This window comes from Marisediminicola sp. LYQ134, assembly GCF_046599635.1.
GTDB lineage: Bacteria > Actinomycetota > Actinomycetes > Actinomycetales > Microbacteriaceae > Marisediminicola.
Genome location: NZ_JBKIWP010000001.1, coordinates 997561 through 1017007, shown reverse-complemented (window position 1 = coordinate 1017007; position 19447 = coordinate 997561). Strand labels below are relative to the sequence as shown.

The window sequence follows — 19447 nt, the reverse complement described above, 5'->3', positions numbered from 1 at the left end:
CCGATAGAAGTCCACTTAAGATTACCCGCATGACCTCCGTGCCAGCCACACACCCCGATCTGCTCGCCTCCCTCACCCGATCCGTGACCGAGGGGATGCCCTCGACGATCGCCGAGCTCGCGACCCTCGTGCGCACGGCATCCGTATCGTGGGACGGCTTCGACCCCGAGACCGTCGTGCGCAGCGCCGACGCGGTCGCGGCACTCGCGACCGACCTCGGGGTGTTCGATTCGGTGCAGATCGCGCGCGCACCCAAGGCGGGTACCGACGACCTCGGGCAGCCCGCGGTGCTCGCCACGCGCGCGGCGAAGAACGGCCGGCCCACGATCATGCTCTACGCCCACCACGACGTGCAGCCTCCCGGAGACGACTCCGGCTGGGATTCGCCGCCCTTCGAGCCGACCGTTCGCGGTGACCGCCTCTACGGCCGCGGTGCCGCAGACGACAAAGCGGGAGTCATGGCCCACATGGCCGCCATCCGCACGCTCGTCGAGGTCGCGGGATCCGACTTCGACCTCGGGCTCGTGCTCTTCATCGAAGGGGAGGAGGAGTTCGGCTCGAAGTCGTTCGGCAACTTCCTCCAGCAGCACCGCGCCGAACTCGAAGCCGACGTCATCGTCGTCGCCGACTCCAACAACTGGACGACCGAGATCCCGGCGCTCACCGTGGGGCTCCGCGGCAACGTGACCTTCAAGCTCACCGTCGAGACCCTCGAGCACGCCTCGCACTCCGGGATGTTCGGCGGTGCCGTGCCCGACGCGATGCTCGCCGGCATCCGCCTTCTGTCGACCCTCCACGACGACGCGGGCTCGGTCGCCGTCGCGGGCCTGGTCGGTCGCGACACCGACACCCCGCCGTACGACGAGGCGCAGTTGCGTCTCGAGACGGGACTGCTCGACGGGGTCTCTCCGATCGGCACGGGGTCGATCCTCGACCGGATCTGGTCGAAACCCGCCATCACGGTCACGGGCATCGACGCCCCCACCGTGGTTGCGGCATCCAACACCCTCGCGCCCTCCGTGAGCGTCAAGGTGAGCGTGCGTGTCGCCCCCGGACAGCCCGCGGAAGAGGCCCTCGCCGCGATCGAGGCGCACATCGCGACGCACACGCCCTTCGGCGCCCGAGTGACCATGAGCGACGTCGACCTGGGCGACCCGTTCCTCGTCGACACCGCCGGGTGGGGAGTCGCCGAAGCGAAGCGGGCGATGGCCGAAGCCTGGGATGCCGAACCCGTCGAGGCGGGCATCGGCGGATCGATTCCGTTCATCTCCGAGCTCACCGAGGTGTTCCCCGAGGCGCAGATCCTCGTGACGGGCGTCGAAGACCCCGACTCGCGCGCTCACAGCCCCAACGAATCGCTCCACCTCGGGGTCTTCCGCAAGGCCGTGCTCACCGAGGCCATCCTGCTCGCCCGGCTCAACGAGCGCGCCTGAGGGAACAAAAACCCAGCCCCGGTGTTTACACTGAGGCACACGATGTCCGGTGCGACCCGCGCGGACGATTGTAATTCTGGCAAGGAGTGGTCATGACCGACACGACACTGACTGGCACCTCGGCTCCCGAGGCGGACACCGAGATCCTCACCGAGGAGAGCGCTCACGGCGTCACACTCACGTCGACCGCCGCCGCCAAAGTGCGGAGCCTCTACGAGCAGGAAGCGCGCGACGACCTGCGCTTGCGCGTCGCCGTTCAGCCCGGCGGATGCTCCGGACTCATCTACCAGCTCTACTTCGACGAGCGTCTCCTCGACGGCGACGCGACCGTCGACTTCGATGGGGTCGAGGTCGTCGTCGACAAGATGAGCGTGCCGTACCTCGATGGCGCGAGCATCGACTTCGAAGACACCATCCAGAAGCAGGGGTTCACGATCGACAACCCCAATGCCGGCGGAAGTTGCGCGTGCGGAGACTCGTTCCACTGACATCCACCGTCGCGCGGTCCTCGTTATCGGGACTCGTGCAGGAGCCGCGCGAAGTTCGCTGAGCAGGCTCACAGACAAGGGAATCGCCGACGGCGGTTCCCTTTTTTGTGCAGTGACTCCCCAGGAGTGGCGTCGCTCGGGGGGTTCGGCGACGGGTAGGCTGAACAGGTCAAACAGACTGATCTCGTATCAGCCCGCGTCATCCGAAAGGTTCCCGGTGCGCTCTAACCGCCGTCTTCGATGGGCATCCATTCCGGTCGCCGCGACTCTCGTCGTCGTGCTCGCCGGATGTACCCAGGCCCAACTCCGTGGGTACCTCCCGGGTGAACCCGGGATCACCAACCACACCGACCGAATCACCGGACTCTGGGTCAACTCGTGGCTCGTGCTCCTCGCCGTCGGAATCGTGACCTGGGGCCTCGTCATCTGGGCCGCTGTGGTGTACCGCCGTCGCAAGGGCCAGACCGGTCTCCCCGTGCAGTTGCGCTACAACCTCCCGATCGAGATCTTCTACACGATCGTGCCGCTCATCCTCGTGCTCGGGTTCTTCGCCTTCACCGCTCGCGACCAGGCCGCGATCGAAACCGCGACGCCCGACCCCGATGTATCGATCGAGGTCTACGGCAAGCGTTGGGCGTGGGACTTCAACTACCTCAATGAGGGCCCCGGCGAAGAAGGCGTCTTCTTCCAGGGCGTTCAGGCGCAAGAGACCGACGACGAAGACACCATCGACTACGACCAGCTGCCGGTGCTGTACCTGCCCGTCGACAACACGGTCGAGATCAAGCTCGAGACGCGCGACGTCAACCACTCCTTCTGGGTCGTCGACTTCCTCTACAAGAAGGACCTCGTCGCGGGCAAGTCGAACTACATGTACTTCACGCCCCTCGAGACCGGAACCTTCATCGGCAAGTGCGCCGAGCTGTGCGGTGAATACCACTCGCTCATGCTCTTCCAGGTCGAGGTCGTCGAACGCGACGTCTACGACGACTACATCGCGAGCCTCGCCGCTGCGGGTCAGACCGGTACGGTCGGCAGCGAGGCCAACGTGGTCTACAACGAATCTCCGACGAACCTTCCCGAAGACTGAGAGTCAGAACCATGAGCACAGCGACTCCGACCAGGCCGAGCGGGCCGACGAACCCGTCCACTCCGGTGGGCACCGTCAAGCCGCCGGCCACCAAGGGCAACATCATCGTCGACTGGATCACGTCCACCGACCATAAGAAGATCGGGTACCTCTACCTGATCACGTCGTTCATCTACTTCTGCATCGGCGGAGTGATGGCGCTCGTCATCCGTGCGCAACTCTTCGCACCGGGCCTCGAGGTCTTGCAGACCAAAGAGCAGTACAACCAGCTCTTCACGATGCACGGCACCATCATGCTGCTCATGTTCGCGACGCCACTCTTCGCGGGGTTCGCCAACGTGCTCATGCCCCTCCAGATCGGTGCTCCCGACGTCGCCTTCCCGCGACTCAACGCGTTCGCCTACTGGCTCTTCAACTTCGGCTCGCTCACCGCGGTCGCCGGGTTCCTCACCCCGCAGGGCGCGGCATCCTTCGGATGGTTCGCCTACACGCCACTCTCGACGACGACGTTCTCTCCGGGTGTCGGAGGAAACCTCTGGGTGTTCGGCCTCGCCATCAGCGGGTTCGGCACCATCCTCGGTGCCGTGAACTTCATCACGACCATCATCACCATGCGTGCGCCCGGCATGACGATGTTCCGCATGCCGATCTTCACGTGGAACACCCTCGTCACGTCGATCCTCGTCATCATGGCGTTCCCCGTGCTCGCCGCGGCGCTCTTCGCTCTCGGCTCCGATCGCGTCTTCGACTCGCAGATCTACAACCCCGAAGCCGGTGGCGCCATTCTCTGGCAGCACCTCTTCTGGTTCTTCGGTCACCCCGAGGTCTACATCATCGCGCTGCCGTTCTTCGGCATCATCTCCGAGGTGCTTCCGGTCTTCAGTCGTAAGCCGATCTTCGGATACAAGACCCTCGTCTACGCGACGATCGCCATCGCGGCGCTCTCGGTCACGGTGTGGGCTCACCACATGTACGTCACCGGATCCGTGCTGCTGCCGTTCTTCGCTCTCATGACGATGCTCATCGCCGTACCGACGGGGGTGAAGATCTTCAACTGGGTCGGCACGATGTGGCGGGGCTCGGTGACCTTCGAGACACCCATGATGTGGGCGATCGGGTTCCTCATCACGTTCACCTTCGGTGGACTCACCGGCGTCATCCTCGCGTCGCCCCCGCTCGACTTCCACGTCTCCGACACCTACTTCGTCGTGGCGCACTTCCACTACGTGGTCTTCGGAACCGTCGTGTTCGCGATGTTCTCCGGTTTCTACTTCTGGTGGCCCAAGTTCACGGGCAAGATGCTCGACGAGCGCCTCGGAAAGATCCACTTCTGGTTGCTCTTCGTCGGCTTCCACGCCACGTTCCTCATCCAGCACTGGCTCGGGGTCATCGGTATGCCGCGTCGATACGCGACCTACCAGCCGGAGCCCGGTTACGAGTGGATGAACCAGCTGTCGACCGTCGGCGCCATGGTTCTCGGTGCCTCGATGCTTCCGTTCTTCTACAACGTGTGGATCACGGCGCGACGCGCTCCCAAGATCACGGTCAATGACCCGTGGGGCTACGGACGGTCGCTCGAGTGGGCCACCTCGTGCCCGCCTCCCCGCCACAACTTCACGTCGATCCCGCGCATCCGCTCGGAGTCCCCGGCGTTCGACCTCGCGCACCCCGAAGCGGGTATCCCGGTCGGTGTCGGTCCGCTCAAGGATGCCCCTGACGCTCCCGTCTACGATGCGTCCGACGAGAAGGTGAAGTAGTCCGATGGTCGCCAATATCCGCATCTTCTGGGTGCTCACGGTCTTCTTCCTCCTTCTCGGAGTCGTCTACTCGCTGTGGTCGTACCAGGATCACCTCGGTTCGCTCAGCGAGGTCGAGCGGGAGCAGCCCGTCGAGTGGGTCGGAACCATCGGCCTCTTCCTCGGAGCGATCCTCTCGGCACTCATCGCGTTCTACCTGTCGCGAACCTACAAGGCGCAGGGTGGCGAGCTTCCCGAAGACCGCCTCAACGCCAACATCGACGACGGTGACGCCGAGCAGGGCTTCTTCAGCCCGTGGAGCTGGTGGCCCATCGTGCTCGCCGGTGGTCCCGCGCTCATGTTCGTGGGACTCGCTGTCGGATGGTGGATCGCCGCCATCGGTTTCGCCATCACCGCGATCGCGATCGTCGGGTGGACATTCGAGTACTACCGAGGCAACTTCGGTCGCTGACCTCACGTTCCATTACCTCTGCCCCGGGCCCTGCGCCCGGGGCAGAGGTGGTTAACGGGGGCGAACCGCCCGCGACGATGAGCGTCGCGCAGAAGGTTGGGGCATGGCGGTCACAAACTGCTGCTCAAGGCGAGGAAGAGCAGCAGATTGTGACCGCGCGAGGGGATCTCTGCCGACGGCCGTGTGCCCCGGCCCGCCCCGTGGGCGGCCGGTGTGCCACCTCGGGCCCGTTCGACGACTCTCGATCACGGGAACTCAATCACGGGAACTCGATCAAGGCCACGCAACCACCGGCACTCGACTGCCGACGTTCGGCCCCCGGCGCTCGACCGCAGCCACTCCAGCTCCGACGCCGCCCCGGCCGTGAACGTCCGCTTGCACCAGCACGAGACACACGCCGCGAGGGGCCCGCCTGAGCGTGCAACGCGGCGCCGTGCTGCGTGAGTGTCCGTTCAACGACGAAGCCCACCCCGACGTGATGTCGGGGCGGGCTTCGGTGCGCTGTGCGCGGAACTCGTCAGAGCGGGGGAGGGATCAGTGCGATCCGACCTTGTCGTGCTCGAGCTCCTTCGTGGTGGCCGGCGCGATGCGATCCTCGAAGAACCACGACGACATCCCGGCCCGCACCCGCTCGGCGACGGTGATGCGGCCGCGCTTGTCGGGGCGCACCATGAGGGGCTTGTAGTCGAGGTAGCTCACGAGGCGCCAGCGCTCGTAGTCGTCGAGCTGCTCGTGCACCTCGATGTACTCGCCGCCGGGGAGACGCACGATGCGTCCCGATTCGTAGCCGTGGAGCGCGATCTCGCGGTCCTTGCGCTGCAAGCCGAGGCAGATGCGCTTCGTCACGAGGTAGGCGATGACCGGCCCGAGGAAGAGCAGCGCCTGCATCGTATGGATGACGCCCTCGAGAGACACGAGGAAGTGCGTCGCGATGAGGTCCGAGCTCGCTGCGGCCCACATGACGGCGTAGAACGTGACACCCGCGGCACCGATGGCGGTGCGGGTCGGGGCGTTGCGAGGACGCTCGGCGATGTGGTGCTCGCGCTTGTCGCCCGTGATCCACGCTTCGACGAAGGGGTAGATCGCGACGAGGAGGAGGAACACCGGCAGAACGACGAGCGGCAACAGCACGTTGACCGGATACGTGTAGCCGAAGAGCACGAACTCCAGGTGCGGTGGCACGAGTCGGAGAGCACCGTCGGCGAAGCCGATGTACCAGTCCGGCTGGGTGCCGGCAGACACCGGTGAGGGGTCGTACGGCCCGTAGTTCCACACGGGGTTGATGGTGAAGAACGAGCCCATGAGCATGAGCACACCGAAGACGATGAAGAAGAATCCACCGGCCTTGGCGGCGAACACCGGCATGACGGGCACACCGACGACGTTGTCGTTGGTGCGGCCCGGGCCAGCGAACTGGGTGTGCTTGTTGATGATCATGAGGAGCAAGTGCGCCCCGAGAGCGAGGATGAGGATCGCCGGCAGCAACAGGATGTGCAACACGAACAGTCGCGGAATCACCGAGAGGCCAGGGAATTCCCCACCGAACAGCAGCCACGAGATCCAGGTTCCGATGACCGGAACGGCCTTGACCATGCCGTCGATGATGCGGAGTCCGTTGCCCGAGAGCAGGTCGTCAGGGAGCGAGTATCCGGTGAAGCCCTCCGCCATCGCGAGGATGAAGAGCACGAAGCCGATGAACCAGTTGAGCTCGCGCGGCTTGCGGAACGCACCCGTGAAGAACACGCGCAACATGTGCAGTCCGATGGAGGCGACGAAGAGGAGCGCGGCCCAGTGGTGGACCTGGCGCATGAGCAAGCCACCGCGGATGTCGAAGGAGATGTCGAGAGTCGAGGCCATGGCCGCCGACATCTCGAGTCCGCGCATCGGGATGTAGGAGCCCTCGTACTCGACCTCGGTCATCGACGGGTCGTAGAAGAACGTCAGGAACGTTCCCGTGAGCAGGATGACGACGAAGCTGTAGAGAGCGACCTCTCCGAGCATGAACGACCAGTGGTCGGGGAAGATCTTGCGCCCGAGCGCCTTCGTGATCCCCGAGACGCTCGTGCGCTCGTCGATGTAGTTGGCCGCCGCTCCGGTGAAGCGCTGTCCGCGCGTCGGTGCGGGTGCGGCTACCGCGGTGCCGGGGGCGCCGGAACCTGAGTTGCCCGATCCGGGGGCGTCGGCGCCGGGGGCGGGGGTGGATGATGTGGTCGTCGTGCTCATGAGCGTTCCCAATAGCTGGGGCCGACAGGCTCGAGGAAGTCCGATTGGGCAACCAGGTAGCCGTCTGCATCTACGGTGATGGGGAGTTGCGGGAGGGGCCGTGCGGCTGGCCCGAAGATGACCTCACAGTGGTTGGTCACGTCGAATGTCGACTGATGGCAGGGGCAGAGCAGGTGGTGCGTCTGCTGCTCGTAGAGCGCCACAGGGCACCCCACGTGCGTGCAGATCTTCGAGTACGCGACGATTCCGTTGTATGACCAGTCGGCACGTTCCGGAGACTCGATGAGGTCCTCGGGCTTCAAGCGCATGAGCAGCACGGCTGCCTTCGCTTTCTCTTCGAGGCGGTGCTCCGACTCGTTGAGGCCTTCGGGGATGATCTGGAAGACCGACCCGAGCGTGACGTCGGCGGCTCGGATGGGCACGCCCGTGGGGTCTTGTGCGAGACGGGTTCCCGCCTCCCACATCGTGACCGAGAGGGCTTCGGCGGGACTCGAGGTGGGTCCGAGGTCGCGGAACAGCACGATCGCGGGAATGGGCGTCGCGATGAGGGCACCGATGAGTGAGTTGCGGATGAGGGCGCGACGGCCGAAACCGGACTCCTCGTTTCCGAGCTTGAACACCTCGACCGCAGCGGCGCGCGTTTCGTCTGTTCCCCTCGTGGGGTGACGCATCTCGACGAGCTCGTCACCGCGCATGAGGGTCTTGGCCCAGTAGACCGCGCCGATTCCGATGCCGAGGAGGCCGAGCGAGAGGCCTGTGCCGATGAGTGCGGTGCTGAGACGCAGAGCCGACGGGTCGGAGGGGTCGAGCGGGATGCCCGCGTAGGCGGCGACAGCGAGCACGCTTCCGACGATCGAGACGTAGAAGAGGGTGTAGACGCGACGCTCGGCCTGCTTCGCCTTCTTCGGGTCGAGATCGGTGACGCGCGGTCGGTGCGGGGGGAGACCCGGATTCTCGAATGCGTCGGCTACTTCGACGGCGGTGCCTGCCGAAGGACCGGTCGTGCCGATCCTCTCGACGGAGGATCCGGCAGCGGCGTGATCGCCGGTGTCGTCCTGTGCCATGGTCTGCCCTTTCAATTACTGCGCTGTGTGACGGTGAGGGAGCGGGGTCCGCGAGCGATCAGCTCGCTTTCGCCGCGATCCAGATGGTGACTCCGACGAGAGCTCCGAGCCCGAAGATCCACACGAAGAGACCCTCGGACACGGGACCGAGGCTTCCGAGGTCGAATCCACCGGGCGACGGGTTCTCGTCGATGTAGGTCAGGTACGTGATGATGTCGGCCTTCTGCTCCGGCGTCAGGTTCAGGTCGCTGAAGACCGGCATGTTCTGCGGGCCGGTGACCATCGCTTCGTAGACGTGCACCGGGGCGACACCGTCGAGAGCCGGGGCATACTTGCCCTCGGTGAGAGCGCCACCGGCACCGGCGACGTTGTGACACATGGCGCAGTTGATGCGGAAGAGCTCGGCACCCTCGGTCGCGTCGCCGTCACCCTGGAGGTACTCCTCGTCAGGGATGGCGGGTCCGGGGGCGAGTGACGACACGTACGCCGCCATCGCGAGGATCTGCTCCTCGTTGAACTGGACGGGCTTGACCTCGGCCTGGGGGCCGTTGGCCGCCATCGGCATGCGGCCGGTGCCGACCTGGAAGTGCACGGATGCCGCACCGACTCCGTAGAGGCTCGGCCCTGCATCCGATCCGGAGGCCGCGAGGCCGTGGCACGAGGCGCAGTTGGCGGCGAAGAGCTTCTCGCCCTCGTCGACCATCGACTGGGTGACCTCGGTGGTCTCCGCCGACGCCGTCGAGCTGAACAGGGCGTACATTCCGCCCGTGGTCAGAAGACCGATCACGAGCAGCGCGACGGTCGCGAGGGGATGACGCCGACCCGTCGCCTGACGGCTGCGGGTGTTCGTAGAGCTCTTTCGCATGCTGTGCGGTCTTTCCGGTTCGGTGCGGGGGTGCTTATTTGAGGACGTAGATGACGAGGAAGAGTCCGATCCAGACGACGTCGACGAAGTGCCAGTAGTACGACACGACGATGGCGCGAGTGGCTTCCCGGTGACCGAAGTTGCGCACGCCGTACGCGCTTCCGATGACGAGGAGGAAGGCGATGAGCCCCCCGGTCACGTGCAGGCCGTGGAAGCCCGTCGTGAGGTAGAAAGCCGAGCCGTAGGAGCTCGAGGCGAGACTGACGCCTTCGCTCGTGAGGAGGGCGTACTCGAAGATCTGGCCGCAGATGAAAATGGCGCCCATGGCGTAGGTGAGGAAGAACCACTCGACCATGCCCCAGTCTTTGGGCTTCCAGCTCGTGCGGCGAGGCTGGAGGCGCTCTGCGGCGAAGACACCGAACTGGCACGTGACCGACGACAGCACGAGGATCGTGGTGTTGACGGCCGCGAACGGGACGTTGAGGAGACCGGCCTCTTCGCTCCAGAGCTCGGGAGAGGTGGAGCGGAGGGTGAAGTAGATCGCGAACATCCCGGCGAAGAACATCACCTCGCTGCCGAGCCACACGATGGTGCCCACGGCGACGACGCTCGGTCGGTTTACGACGGGGGCTCCGACTGAACGAGAGAGAGAGGCTGTAGACACCTGTCCATTATGTCCGATAGCGCATGACACTTTTGTCATTCGGGCTGAGCACTTGCGGGGAAAGCTAGGATCGTCGCCATGTCTTTCGCCCCGTCGTGGCCCGGTATTCTCAGCTCGCTGTTGGACGGCGAGGACCTGTCGATCAGCGAAGCATCATGGTCCATGCAGCAAGTGATGAGCGGCGATGCATCTCCCGCGCGGCTGGCTGCTTTTCTCGTCGCCCTGCGCGCCAAGGGGGAGACCGTCGACGAGATCGTGGGCTTCCGCGACGCCGTGCTCGAGAACGCTGTTCCCCTCGAGGTCGACCCTCTCGCTCTCGACATCGTCGGCACCGGGGGCGATCGCTTCGGCACCGTCAATGTGTCGACGATGGCCTCGATCGTCGTCGCGGCGACGGGCGTTCCCGTCGTCAAGCACGGCAATCGCGCGGCGAGCAGCGCCTCGGGGTCGTCCGACGTGCTCTCCGCGCTCGGCATCGACCTCGACCTGTCGCCCGACGGTGTCGCTCGCGTGCTCCGCGAGACGGGGATCACCTTCGCCTACGCGGCGCTCTTCCACCCGGGTTTCCGCCACGCGGGCCCCACGAGGGCCGAACTCGGCATCCCGACGGTGTTCAACTTCCTCGGTCCGCTGTGCAACCCGGCGCGGCCCGAAGCATCCGCTGTGGGTGTCGCCCACCTCGACAAGGTGCCGCTCTTCGTGGGCGTCTTCCAGACGCGCGGCGCGACCGCGCTCGTGTTCCGCGGCGACGACGGACTCGACGAGCTCACGACGACCGGGCACAGCCACATCTGGGAGGTCACGCGCGGCGCGGTGACGGAGCACGACCTCGACCCTCGGGACCTCGGAATCCCGCGCGCGTCGATCGACGACCTCATCGGGGGAGACCCCGACCACAACGCGCGCATCGCGCGAGACACGCTCGCGGGGCGGCACGGTGCCGTTCGCGACATCGTCGTGCTCAACGCTGCGGCGGGGATCGTGTCGTTCGAACTCGCGACAGACCACTCGCGGCTCGACGTGCCGCTTCTCGACCGCTTCCGTGCGGCTATGGATGTCGCGAGCGAGGCCATCGACTCCGGTCGCGCGACGGCCCGGCTCGACGACTGGGTCGCCGCGACGCAGCGCGCACGCTAGACCCGCGCACACGGCGAAGGCCAGGGCTCGCGCCCCGGCCTTCCGTGCTGTTTGTCACACCGTGTGGTGGTCACACCACGTCGTCGTCGACCCAGTCGAACGTCTTCGTCACGGCCTTCTTCCAGTTGCGCAGCAAGCGCTCGCGCTCCGCCTCGTCGAGGTTCGGCTCCCAGCGGGCATCTTCCTGCCAGTTGGACCGGAGCTCGCCGAGGTCGCTCCAGAAGCCGACCGCGAGCCCCGCGGCATACGCGGCACCGAGGGCGGTCGTCTCTGCGACGACGGGGCGGATGACCGGCACGTTGAGGATGTCGGCCTGAAACTGCATGAGCTCGTTGTTGGCGACCATTCCGCCGTCGACCTTGAGTTCGGTGAGGTCCACACCCGAGTCGGCGTTGACGGCGTCGAGCACCTCGCGGGTCTGGAACGCGGTCGCCTCGAGCGCGGCACGAGCGATGTGCCCCTTGTTGGCGAACCGCGTGAGCCCCACGAGGGCACCGCGCGCGTCGGGACGCCAGTACGGCGCGAAAAGACCGCTGAAGGCGGGCACGAAGTAGACGCCTCCGTTGTCGTCGACGGTCTTCGCGAGCGCTTCGATCTCGGGGGCCGAATTGATGAGCCCGAGGTTGTCGCGCAACCACTGGATGAGCGACCCCGTGACGGCGATCGACCCTTCGAGCGCGTAGTGCGGCGCGTCGTCTCCGAGCTTGTACCCGAGGGTCGTGAGCAGCCCGTTCTCCGAGCGCACGATCTCGGTGCCGGTGTTGAAGATCAGGAAGTTTCCGGTGCCGTAGGTGTTCTTCGACTCTCCCGTGTCGAACGCCGCCTGACCGAACGTGGCCGCCTGCTGGTCGCCGAGGATGCCGGAGATCGGCACTTCGCGCAGGAGGCTCGACTCGGAGACGTGGCCGTAGACCTCCGACGAACTCTTGATCTCGGGGAGCATCGACTTCGGCACTCGGAAGACCTCGAGGATGTCGTCATCCCACTGGAGTGTCTCGAGGTCCATGAAGAGGGTGCGCGACGCGTTCGTGACGTCGGTGATGTGGACGCCGCCGTTCACCCCGCCCGTGAGGTTCCAGACGACCCAGCTGTCGGTCGTGCCGAAGAGAAGGTCGCCGGCTTCGGCCTTCTCGCGAGCGCCCTCGACGTTCTCGAGGATCCAGACGATCTTGGTGCCCGAGAAGTAGGTCGCGAGAGGCAGACCGACCTTGGCCTTGAAGCGGTCCGTTCCGCCGTCTTCGGCGAGGCGGTCCACGATCTTCTGCGTGCGGGTGTCTTGCCACACGATCGCGTTGTAGATGGGCTTGCCCGTCGTCTTGTCCCACACGACCGCGGTCTCCCGCTGATTCGTGATGCCGACGGCCTTGATGTTGTGCCGCGTGATGTTGGCCTTCGACAGCGCCTGGCCGATGACCTCGCGCGTGTTGTTCCAGATCTCGGTCGGGTCGTGCTCGACCCACCCCGCCTTGGGGAAGATCTGCTCGTGCTCGAGCTGACCGCTCGTGATGATGCTTCCGGAGTGGTCGAAGATGATGGCGCGCGTGCTCGTCGTGCCCTGGTCAATCGACAGGATGTAGTCGGTCATGATGCTCCTCGTGTTGGTTCGGTCGTCGAGTGGGTTGGGGGCGTCGAGCGGTGCACCTCGTCATCGAGCCGCACCGCCCGACGATCTAGCTGAGGATCGGCAGGAGCGGGATCGAGAGGGCACCCGCGAGGGCACCTCCGACCACGGGTCCGACGATGGGCACCCAGGAGTACGCCCAGTCGGATGACCCCTTGCCCTTGATCGGCAGGATGAAGTGCGCGATGCGCGGCCCGAGGTCGCGCGCAGGGTTGATGGCGTATCCCGTGGGTCCACCGAGCGACGCGCCGATACCGACGACGAGCAGGGCGACGGGGAGGGCGCCGAGAGCCGCGAGCCCGCCCCCCGGCTCCTGGCGGGAGAAGCCGATGACCACGAAGACGAGAACGAACGTGCCGATGACCTCGGTCACGAGGTTCCAGCCGTACGAGCGGATGGCGGGACCGGTCGAGAAGACGCCGAGCTTGTTCGCGGCCTCGGGCTCCTCGTCGAAGTGCTGCTTGTAGGCGAGCCAGACGACGATGGCTCCGATGATCGCTCCGAGCACTTGAGCGCCGATGTAGGCGATCACCGAGACGAAATTGACCGGAACGCCCGAGCCGAACTCCTCGGCGCCGCTCGTCACGAGGCCGATCGTCACGGCGGGGTTGAGGTGCGCTCCCGAGTTGTAGGAGACGATGACACCGGCGAAGACCGCGAGGCCCCATCCGAAGTTCACCATCAGGAAGCCGCCGCCGAGCCCCTTGTTCTTCGCGAGTGCGACGTTCGCCACCACACCGCAACCGAGTAGTACGAGGAGACCCGTACCGAGCACTTCCGAGAGGAAGACCACTCCGAGATTGTCCACACTGACCTTCTTTCGTGTCTTCGAGGGTGGCTCACTCCATTGGGGCCACCCTCGTAATGGCTACAGCGTAGCGCTCGGTATCGCACCCTCGAGGAAGATTTTCGCGAGTCGGACAACCGTTCCCTGGCGGCCATCCGGGGAGTAGGTTGGCATCGGATCGCGAGATCGCACGGCGGTCCGTCCACGTGCTGACGCGGGAGATCCGCGGGCGAGGGATAAAGGAATTTCAATGAAGAAACTCATCAATGATCCGAAGAACGTCGTCGACGAATCGGTCGCGGGGTTCGGCGCAGCCCACGGCGATGTCGTCACCGTGTCGACCGACCCGCTCTACATCGCTCGCGTGGGCGGCCCGGTCGCCGGCAAGGTCGCGATCGTGAGCGGAGGCGGGAGCGGACACGAACCATTGCACGGCGGTTTCGTCGGCTTCGGGATGCTCGACGCTGCCGTGCCGGGACCCGTGTTCACGTCGCCGACGCCCGATCCGATTCTCGCGGCGACACGCGCCGTCGACGGGGGAGCGGGGGTGCTCCACATCGTGAAGAACTACACGGGCGACGTCTTGAACTTCGAGACCGCCGCGGAACTCGCCGAGATCGAGGGGCTCACGGTCGCCTCCGTGATCATCGACGACGACGTCGCCGTCAAGGACTCGCTCTACACGGCGGGCCGACGCGGCGTCGCCGGCACCGTGCTCGTCGAGAAGATCGCGGGCGCCGCGGCCGAGCGCGGCGACGACCTCGCCGCCGTCACCGCGGTCGCGCAGAAGGTCAACGACAGCGTGCGCTCGATGGGTGTCGCACTCACGCCGTGCACGGTGCCCCACGCGGGCGAGCCGAGCTTCACCCTCGGAGACGACGAGATCGAGATCGGTATCGGAATCCACGGCGAGCCCGGTCGGGAGCGCATCGCGCTCGAGCCCGCCGACGCGATCGTCGACCGCATCCTCGATCCGATCCTCGAGGATCTCCCGTTCTCGAGCGACGACTCGGTTCTCCTGTTCGTCAACGGGATGGGCGGCACTCCGTCGGTCGAGCTCTACGTCGTCTACCGTCGCGCGGCGGAATTGCTCGCCGAGAGGGGGATCACGGTCTCCCGCTCCCTCGTCGGCAATTTCGTCACGTCTCTCGAGATGCAGGGCGTGTCGATCACCGTGCTCAAGCTCGACGACGAACTGGTCGAACTGTGGGATGCCCCGGTGCAGACCGTCGCGCTCCGGTGGGGGCGGTAGGCACCGTGGCGCTCGGAACATCGTGGGCCACCGACTGGGTCGCTCGAAGCGCCGAGGTCATCGCGTCGAACCGCGTCGAACTGATCACCCTCGACAGGACGATCGGCGACGGCGACCACGGTGAGAACCTCGATCGCGGGTTCTCCGCCGTCGCGGGCAAGCTCGCTGACATCGCGTCGGACGCCGTGCCGGGCGACGTGCTCAAGGTCGTCGCGACCACGCTGATCTCGACGGTCGGGGGAGCCTCCGGTCCGCTCTTCGGCACCGCCTACCTCAAAGCGGCGGGAGCGGTCGCGGGCCGGGAGTCGCTCGACGGGGAGGCGGTCGTCGCTCTCCTCACGGCGGCACGCGACGGGATCGTGCTGCGTGGAAAGGCCGAGCCGGGAGACAAGACCATGATCGACGCGTGGACTCCGGCCGTCGATGCCGCCGTCGCCGCGCTCGGGCGGGGGGAGACCGAGGCGGCGATTCTCACCGCCGCGGCCGACGCGGCGGAGGAGGGTGCGGCCCTGACCGAACCCCTCGTGGCTCGCAAAGGCCGTGCGAGCTACCTCGGGGAGAGGGCGATCGGACACCGCGACCCCGGGGCCCAGTCGTCTGCGCTGCTCTTGCGCGCTGCCGCGGAAGCGGCGGTCGCCGCGGGCCGATCCGCACCCTCATCTCCGGGATCGTCGTGACGGTCGGCCTCGTCGTCGTCTCGCACAGCGCGCTCATCGCGGAGGGCATCCGCGACCTCGCGAGCCAGATGGCCTCGACGACGAGGATCGTCCCCGCGGGCGGAACCGACGACGGCGGCATCGGCACGAGCTTCGACGCCGTGTCTGCGGCGATGACCGACGCCGACGACGGTGACGGCGTCGTCGTGCTGTGCGACCTCGGATCGGCGATCCTCACAGCCGAGACCGCCCTCGACTTCCTCGACGACGATGTTCGCGCTCGAGTCCGCATCGCCGACGCCCCCGTCGTGGAGGGCGCCGTCGCTGCCGCTGTCGCGGCCGAGACCGGACAGACCCTCGACGAGGTCGTCGCCGCCGCGGAGTCGGCGAACCGCCGCGCGCCCGAGGCCGAGCTCGAGTCGGCAGCCCGCTCTGACCCCCGACCCGAGGTCGACGACGCTGCCGCCGCCGTGTCGCAGACGGTGACCCTGCGCAATCGCGACGGCCTGCACGCGAGGCCGGCAGCGGAGTTCGTCAAGCTCGCGAGTCGATTCGATGCGGATGTCGAGGTCAACGGTGTCGACGCGAAGAGCCTCTTGCGCATCATGTCGCTCGGTCTCGCAGCCGGACGCGAGGCGACGATCGTCGCTCGCGGTCCCGCGGCACGCGACGCGGTGGACGCCCTCGTCGACCTCGTCGAGAGCGCGTTCGGCGAGCCCTGACCCGAGTCGCAAGCGGCGCGAGCGACGCCGATGTCGCGCGGCGGTGTGGCCCGAGCGCCCGGCTGCGCGTGTCTCCCCGGGAGACGCTCAGCGGGTGGCGTTCGCCACGACGGTGACCGAGACGAGCGAGACGGCGGCGATCACGAGGAGCCCGGCGGCGAGCAGTCGAAGCCGGAGCGGACGACGGGCGACGGTGATCCGCACGACGATCATCGCGACGTAGACCACGGAGATCGTGATCGCGGCGGTGATCGCGACGCCCGGCGGATCGAACCGTGCGAGGGGGATGAGTACCGCGAGCGCGATCGCCGTGAACGCCGCGCCCATGACGAGCCAGATACGGCCCGTCGACGTCGTGAGGGCGGGCTGGTTGCGCATGCGAGTCGGGTCACTCATGGTGTCATTCTCCTTCGCGAGGATTGGGGGAGTCGTGAGAAGCACGATGGCTCGCGGCCGACAGTGTCGGTCGCGAGCCATCGAGCGTCGTAGGTCGTACCTCAGGCGATAGCGGCACGCAGCTCGGCCGCGGCGGCGGCGGGGTCGTCCGCCCCGTAGATCGCTCCGCCGGCGACGGCGACGCGCGCTCCCGCGTTCTGGACGTCGGCGATCGTCTTCGTCGAGACGCCGCCCGCGACGGAGAAGGCGACATCCGCTTCGGCTCCGTCGTCGAGGAGCGTCTGGAAGGTGAAGCCCTCTTCGGCCTGCTCGTCGAGACCCGCGTGCATCTCGACGAACTCGGCACCGAGCTCGGTGACCTCGCGAGCACGGGTCACCTTGTCTTTCACGCCGATGAGGTCGACGACGACTCCCTTGCCGTGGGCACGAGCCGCCTTGACGGCTCCTGCGATCGTGCTGTCTCCTGCGGTGCCGAGGACCGTGACGAGGTCGGCTCCCGCCGAGAACGCGATGTCGGCTTCGAGCTCGCCGGCATCCATCGTCTTGAGGTCGGCGAACACGATCTTGTCGGGGTGCGCGTCTTTGATGGCGCGGACGGCGCAGAGCCCCTCGGCCTTGATGAGCGGCGTGCCGAGCTCGATGATGTCGACGTGGGGCGCGACTTTGCCGGCGAGTTCGAGGGCGGCGTCGGTCGTGAGAACGTCCATGGCTACTTGCAGTTGCATGAGGTGATCCTTTTCTTGTGGGGGAGGAGAGCGGTCGAAAGGGGATTGCGGGAGGTCGCGCGTCGGCGGTGCTCGACCCGCGGCACGCTCACTCGAGGTTCGCGTGGCGCGGCCACAGCTCGTCGGCGGGCACTCCCGAGCGACGCCACAGCGCGTCGAAGATGCCGTCGCCGATGATGACGATCGCGTGCTCGAAGAGTCCGCCCGCGTATTGCCGCGAGAGCGATCCCGAGTGGTCCTGCTTCTGTGCGGCGGGAACGATGACGCACTCGCTCGCGAGGTCGGCGAGGGGGGACTCGGCGTCCGTCGTGAGCGCGACGACGTGCGCACCGGAGTCGCGCGCGGTCGTCGCTGCCGAGACGATCGCCGACGTCGTCCCCGATCCGCTCGCGGTCAGAAGCACGTCGTCTGTCGTGATCGCCGGCGTGGTCGTCTCGCCGACGACGTGCACGGTGAGGCCGAAGTGCATGAGGCGCATGGCCGTCATCCGCAGCGCGAGCCCGGATCGGCCCGCACCGAAGACGAAGACGCGCGGTGCCGCGGCGATGCGCTCGGCCACGCGGTCGAGGTCGATCGTCGCGTCGCTCGCGAGCATCGTGCTCACGAGGTCGGAGAGTTCGCCGTCGATGAGGGCGATCGACTCGGCGACCGTCGGGGTCGGGGTCGGGGTGGAGGGTGCGGCGTCGGGCATGCATCCATGCTCGTCGCGCGGTCTCCGGCGTGCCGCCCGCCGACCGGACGGACTCGCCTACCCGGCCGGGTAGTTCCCACCCGCCGCGGGTAGGGTCGGCGGATGTCGTCGCCCACCCCCGCTCACACCGACCTGCTCGACGACCTGCGGGCCGTTCTCGAGAGCCCGCTGCTCGATATCGCCCGAGCTCTCTCCGAGATGCTCGCTCCGACGGTCGCCCACTCGGCCCTCGTGATCTTCACCGAGGACTGCACCGGGCGACCGCGCAAGCGGGCCGGCGCCGCCGAGATCATCGATCACGTGACGATCGCCGAGCTCGACGCCATCCGCGCCGACCGTGCGCTCGATCGGTCGAACGGGCCGAATGACGAGAACGGTTCGCCAGGGGCGGTCACGACCGTCGTCGTCGTCGCCGGTCGGGAGCGCGACGCTCTCGTCTGGGTCGCCGACACCGGATCGCTCCTGGTCGTGACCGACCCGGTGCCCGCGCCGCACACGGATGCCGGGAGACTGCACTCCGAGGTGGCACGCGTGTGGGAGATCGTGGCTCTGAGCATCCGACAGCAGGTCGCCGCGGCCGCGCCGACCTACCTCATCGATTCGCGAGCGGCATCCCGGGAGCGCTCGCGCATCGTCGCCGAACTCAGCGACGAGCACGCCACGACCCTCGAGGCCCTCCTCGGCGTGCTGCGTTCCCCGCGATCGACCGACGACGCCGCGCGCAGCACCGCCGCGAACATCGCCGCGAGCGCCATGGTCAGGCTCCGCTCGGTCACCGATCGGGAGAGGTCGATCGCCGAGGAGCCCGTCGCGAAAGCCTTCGCGCGGTTGAAAGACGACCTGCTGCCCCTCGTGCGCTTCGGCGGGTTCGACATGGAGTACGTCGACCCTCCCGTGCACGGCCGCCCCGTTCCGGGGGAGGTCGCTCACGCGGGTCGCGCGATCGTGCGCGGCGCCGTGCTCGCCCTCGTCGAGCAGCACGGGGTCGGTCGGGTTCGCGTGCAGTGGGACTGCGACGGCCACAACCTGCTCGTCAACATCCGCGACGACGGACCCGGCGACCTCACGATCGAGAGCGCGAGCGTGCGCCCCCTCGCGGCACGGGTCGCTGCCCTCGACGGGGAGTTCCGTGTCGAGGCGACGCCCGGGTGGGGGTCGGATATCGCGGTCCGGATGCCGCTCGACGCCCCCGCCGCGCCACCGGCGTCGGCGACCGAGTGGGCGCTGAGCTCGAGGGAAGCCCAAGTGCTCGAACTCGTCGCCGCGGGGGAGCGCAACCGGGCCATCGCTCGCGACCTCTCGATCAGCGAGAACACGGTGAAGTTCCACGTCGCCAACCTCTTGCGCAAGGCCGGGGCCGCCAATCGGGTCGAACTCGCGGCCCTCGTGCGCGGCTGACGAGACGCGGGCTCCGCGGAAGTCTGA

At 67.1% G+C, this 19447-nt stretch carries 19 protein-coding genes; 10 read left to right on the top strand and 9 right to left on the bottom strand.

All coding sequences use genetic code 11. From position 1 onward, the window contains the following. Positions 1–29 precede the first annotated feature (29 nt). The 5 genes from ACLHIH_RS04960 (at position 30) to ACLHIH_RS04940 (ending at position 5219) form a co-directional block, all read left to right on the top strand. Entirely contained in the window at positions 30–1433 is a 1404-nt protein-coding gene (locus ACLHIH_RS04960) for a dipeptidase (protein WP_411315590.1), read from the top strand. A gap of 92 nt (positions 1434–1525) precedes the next feature. Further along, positions 1526–1921, top strand: coding sequence for an iron-sulfur cluster insertion protein ErpA (erpA, locus tag ACLHIH_RS04955; protein ID WP_411315589.1), 396 nt, complete (start codon positions 1526–1528; stop codon positions 1919–1921). A gap of 217 nt (positions 1922–2138) precedes the next feature. After that, positions 2139–3011 carry a cytochrome c oxidase subunit II gene (gene coxB / locus ACLHIH_RS04950; RefSeq protein WP_411315588.1) on the top strand — a complete coding sequence of 291 codons (873 nt, stop codon included), beginning with the start codon at positions 2139–2141 and terminating at the stop codon, positions 3009–3011. Between the two features lie 11 nt (positions 3012–3022). Beyond that, positions 3023–4768 (top strand): cytochrome c oxidase subunit I, encoded by a 1746-nt coding sequence (ctaD, locus tag ACLHIH_RS04945; protein WP_411315587.1) that lies wholly within the window; start codon positions 3023–3025, stop codon positions 4766–4768. 4 nt (positions 4769–4772) lie between these two features. After that, the gene (locus ACLHIH_RS04940; RefSeq protein ID WP_411315586.1) at positions 4773–5219 is read left to right on the top strand and encodes a cytochrome c oxidase subunit 4; all 447 of its coding nucleotides are present in this window, start codon (positions 4773–4775) and stop codon (positions 5217–5219) included. Positions 5220–5753: 534 nt separating this feature from the next. Here ACLHIH_RS04940 and ACLHIH_RS04935 read toward each other — a convergent pair. The 4 genes from ACLHIH_RS04935 to ACLHIH_RS04920 are packed head-to-tail and all read right to left on the bottom strand — an operon-like array spanning position 5754 to position 10074. Beyond that, positions 5754–7442, bottom strand: coding sequence for a cytochrome b (locus tag ACLHIH_RS04935; RefSeq protein WP_411315585.1), 1689 nt, complete (start codon positions 7440–7442; stop codon positions 5754–5756). Beyond that, entirely contained in the window at positions 7439–8506 is a 1068-nt protein-coding gene (locus ACLHIH_RS04930; protein WP_411315584.1) for a ubiquinol-cytochrome c reductase iron-sulfur subunit, read from the bottom strand. The genes ACLHIH_RS04935 and ACLHIH_RS04930 overlap by 4 nt, the downstream gene beginning before the upstream one ends. Before the next feature lie 58 nt (positions 8507–8564). Continuing rightward, entirely contained in the window at positions 8565–9371 is an 807-nt protein-coding gene (locus ACLHIH_RS04925) for a c-type cytochrome (protein ID WP_411315583.1), read from the bottom strand. 34 nt (positions 9372–9405) lie between these two features. After that, entirely contained in the window at positions 9406–10074 is a 669-nt protein-coding gene (locus ACLHIH_RS04920) for a heme-copper oxidase subunit III (RefSeq protein WP_411315582.1), read from the bottom strand. Positions 10075–10113: 39 nt separating this feature from the next. On the opposite strand from ACLHIH_RS04920, the gene trpD reads away from it, so the two are divergent. Further along, positions 10114–11172: an anthranilate phosphoribosyltransferase gene (trpD, locus tag ACLHIH_RS04915; RefSeq protein ID WP_411315581.1), complete on the top strand. Its 1059-nt coding sequence runs from the start codon at positions 10114–10116 to the stop codon at positions 11170–11172. Positions 11173–11242: 70 nt separating this feature from the next. On the opposite strand, the gene glpK is transcribed toward trpD, so the two are convergent. After that, positions 11243–12757: a glycerol kinase GlpK gene (gene glpK, locus ACLHIH_RS04910; RefSeq protein WP_411315580.1), complete on the bottom strand. Its 1515-nt coding sequence runs from the start codon at positions 12755–12757 to the stop codon at positions 11243–11245. 85 nt (positions 12758–12842) lie between these two features. Beyond that, the gene (locus ACLHIH_RS04905) at positions 12843–13601 is read right to left on the bottom strand and encodes an MIP/aquaporin family protein (RefSeq protein ID WP_411315579.1); all 759 of its coding nucleotides are present in this window, start codon (positions 13599–13601) and stop codon (positions 12843–12845) included. Positions 13602–13830: 229 nt separating this feature from the next. Between ACLHIH_RS04905 and dhaK the strand changes: the two genes are divergently transcribed. The 3 genes from dhaK to dhaM are packed head-to-tail and all read left to right on the top strand — an operon-like array spanning position 13831 to position 16210. After that, on the top strand, positions 13831–14832 hold the full coding sequence (gene dhaK, locus ACLHIH_RS04900; RefSeq protein WP_411315578.1) for a dihydroxyacetone kinase subunit DhaK: 1002 nt from the start codon (positions 13831–13833) through the stop codon (positions 14830–14832). Between the two features lie 5 nt (positions 14833–14837). Next, complete coding sequence (dhaL, locus tag ACLHIH_RS04895) at positions 14838–15509, top strand: dihydroxyacetone kinase subunit DhaL (RefSeq protein WP_411315577.1); 672 nt, start codon at positions 14838–14840, stop codon at positions 15507–15509. Continuing rightward, the gene (gene dhaM, locus ACLHIH_RS04890; protein ID WP_411315576.1) at positions 15506–16210 is read left to right on the top strand and encodes a dihydroxyacetone kinase phosphoryl donor subunit DhaM; all 705 of its coding nucleotides are present in this window, start codon (positions 15506–15508) and stop codon (positions 16208–16210) included. The genes dhaL and dhaM overlap by 4 nt, the downstream gene beginning before the upstream one ends. An 87-nt stretch (positions 16211–16297) precedes the next feature. Here the strand turns inward: dhaM and ACLHIH_RS04885 are convergent, their stop codons facing one another. The 3 genes from ACLHIH_RS04885 to hxlB form a co-directional block, all read right to left on the bottom strand. Next, complete coding sequence (locus ACLHIH_RS04885; RefSeq protein WP_411315575.1) at positions 16298–16606, bottom strand: hypothetical protein; 309 nt, start codon at positions 16604–16606, stop codon at positions 16298–16300. 101 nt (positions 16607–16707) lie between these two features. Further along, complete coding sequence (gene hxlA / locus ACLHIH_RS04880; RefSeq protein WP_411315574.1) at positions 16708–17331, bottom strand: 3-hexulose-6-phosphate synthase; 624 nt, start codon at positions 17329–17331, stop codon at positions 16708–16710. A gap of 88 nt (positions 17332–17419) precedes the next feature. Then, the gene (hxlB, locus tag ACLHIH_RS04875) at positions 17420–18022 is read right to left on the bottom strand and encodes a 6-phospho-3-hexuloisomerase (RefSeq protein ID WP_411315573.1); all 603 of its coding nucleotides are present in this window, start codon (positions 18020–18022) and stop codon (positions 17420–17422) included. A 102-nt stretch (positions 18023–18124) separates the two neighbouring features. Between hxlB and ACLHIH_RS04870 the strand changes: the two genes are divergently transcribed. Continuing rightward, positions 18125–19420, top strand: a complete 1296-nt coding sequence (locus ACLHIH_RS04870) for a helix-turn-helix transcriptional regulator (RefSeq protein ID WP_411315572.1) — start codon at positions 18125–18127, stop codon at positions 19418–19420. The last annotated feature ends 27 nt before the right edge of the window (positions 19421–19447 follow it).